Here is a 255-nt window from a genome sequence, read left to right as displayed (position 1 = left end):
ACCACCGACGCATTCTCGAACGGCTCGATATGAATATCCGATGCCTGCTCGCGTGCGGCTTGCGTGAGCAGCGCGTTGATCATACGGATGATCGGCGCGTCGTCTTCCGATTCGAGCAGATCCTCGAGCTCGGGGATGTCCTGCATCAGCCGCGACAGATCGACTTCGCCTTCGACTTCGCCGACCACCTGCGCGGCGCTGCCGTCCTGGCGCGCATAGGCCTGGTTGATCGCCTGCGCGAGATCGTCGGCGGGC

1 protein-coding gene is annotated in these 255 nt (G+C 63.9%); it reads right to left on the bottom strand.

What is annotated here, in order from left to right; all coding sequences use genetic code 11:
- On the bottom strand, positions 1 to 255 hold a 255-nt coding region (locus tag VSR82_RS40410; RefSeq protein WP_498858965.1), incomplete at both ends, for an ATPase, T2SS/T4P/T4SS family.

Source organism: Burkholderia sp. JPY481, assembly GCF_038900515.1.
Classification (GTDB): domain Bacteria; phylum Pseudomonadota; class Gammaproteobacteria; order Burkholderiales; family Burkholderiaceae; genus Paraburkholderia; species Paraburkholderia youngii.
The sequence above is the reverse complement of the archived record's forward strand: the minus strand, read 5'-3'. Positions and strand labels throughout refer to the sequence as shown.